Below are 1581 nucleotides of genomic sequence, written 5' to 3' on the forward strand. Positions count from 1 at the left end.
AAGGCGAAAGAAGACGCGGACATGCAGGAAGCAGAACGTTCTAAATCCGCTCAGAGCAGGAACAACGCTGAACAAGGCGCGGCGACTTTGGCCGGGATTGGGGTGAGAAGAGAGGAGGAAAACAGCCTCGACCATGTTCTGAGCAAGGCGAAAGGTGCGTTGGGTGATGCTTGGGATGCTGTAACCAGTTTACCAGGTCGAGCCGTAGAAGGAATTGGTAATGCCGTTTTAGGCGGCTTTGGTTTAGGAGAAGGAAGTTTTAGTACAAATCCTCATGATTATATTTCTGGAAATGGAATAGAGGCAAACGGAGGTTCATTATTTGATAAATTAAAGAACAGCACTTTTGGAAGTGTTAATAATTTCTTAGAGGCTTGGCATAACAAGACGAACGGATCGGGAAAATTTGAAACGAAAGAGCAACGAAGCCAAAGAGAAAATGAAGCAACTAATAGACCAACTTTAACTAACGAAGAAGCTAAAAACCAGTTTACTAATAATATAACTGAAGTCAAAGATAAGGATGGAAATGTTATCCGAAAATATACAAATGTAAATGGAACCCATATGGAGTTCAGTTTGACTATTTCACCAAATAGCGTAAGCAATTCTAGTTTAGAAAAAATGTCCGGGGGCCTGATTAAGAATATTGCTAACGCTGCACAGGAAAATGGGATTAGTGGAATATACATAAATTCAGGTCATAGAGGGGAAGGTACAAGCCATTCTGGAAACGCCATTGATATTGGCGGAATATATCCAAACCAACCATCAGACGAAAATTGGAATTATCCAAGTAATACTGATTTCGTTAGATCCCGAAGTTCGGAAAGCGATGCATGGGCACCTACTTCAAAAACGCCTGAGATGGAAGGTTTTTTGAATTCATTAAGGGCGAAACCTAATACAGCTATCGTATGGGAACCATGGCGTATGTCTGAACACCGTAATGGGCAGGAGGTCTATAATAGACCAAATAAAATAAATGATTCAAGTATATCCAATGAAGATTTGAAGAAAAATAATATTCAGGATTGGAATCATAGACATCATATTCATTATGGCATCTCTCCATAATGAATATTAATTTCACCGAAGGATGTAAGAAATGTTTAAGTATATTGAATTTCTATTTTTCTGTATATTAGTTTTTCAATTTTGTAAAACAAATGATTCAACGGGAACTTCAACTAATAGAATTACCTTTCAACAAGCTCAGGCTTGTTGTGAAACAATTTGTAAAGAAAACCTAAAAGCCAGCTGTCAGCAAGAGACAAAAAGCGAGCTATGCGATTGCGGAGAAGAATGCCAAGCAGGGCCGCCACAGATTATGTTAGAATATGGTTGGACTCCTTCGGAAAAGGAATGGAAATCATTGGAGCAATTTGGGATTGATAAGCAAAATGCAAAAATTCTAAATTCAGAAAAATGCCAACGGATACTTAATATTAAATTTTGATGTTGTGCCGTGCACCTTCTCTGTGAAACCTAAATTGGATGGTCCGGTGCACCTTCTCTGTGAAACCTAAATTGGATGGTCCGGATATCCGGACTTTCCAAAAATCCCTCAACAAGAACCGC

General features: G+C 39.2%; 1 protein-coding gene and 1 pseudogene. Both read left to right on the forward strand.

The features are described from left to right. Nucleotides 1–1077: pseudogene (locus tag JWG45_RS22120) on the forward strand (hypothetical protein); the annotation flags it as partial. Between the two features lie 31 nt (nt 1078–1108). Continuing rightward, complete coding sequence (locus JWG45_RS05275) at nt 1109–1459, forward strand: hypothetical protein (RefSeq protein WP_205278727.1); 351 nt, start codon at nt 1109–1111, stop codon at nt 1457–1459. Nucleotides 1460–1581: the final 122 nt, after the last annotated feature.

The sequence above is a fragment of the Leptospira ainlahdjerensis genome (assembly GCF_016919175.1).
Lineage (GTDB): Bacteria > Spirochaetota > Leptospiria > Leptospirales > Leptospiraceae > Leptospira > Leptospira ainlahdjerensis.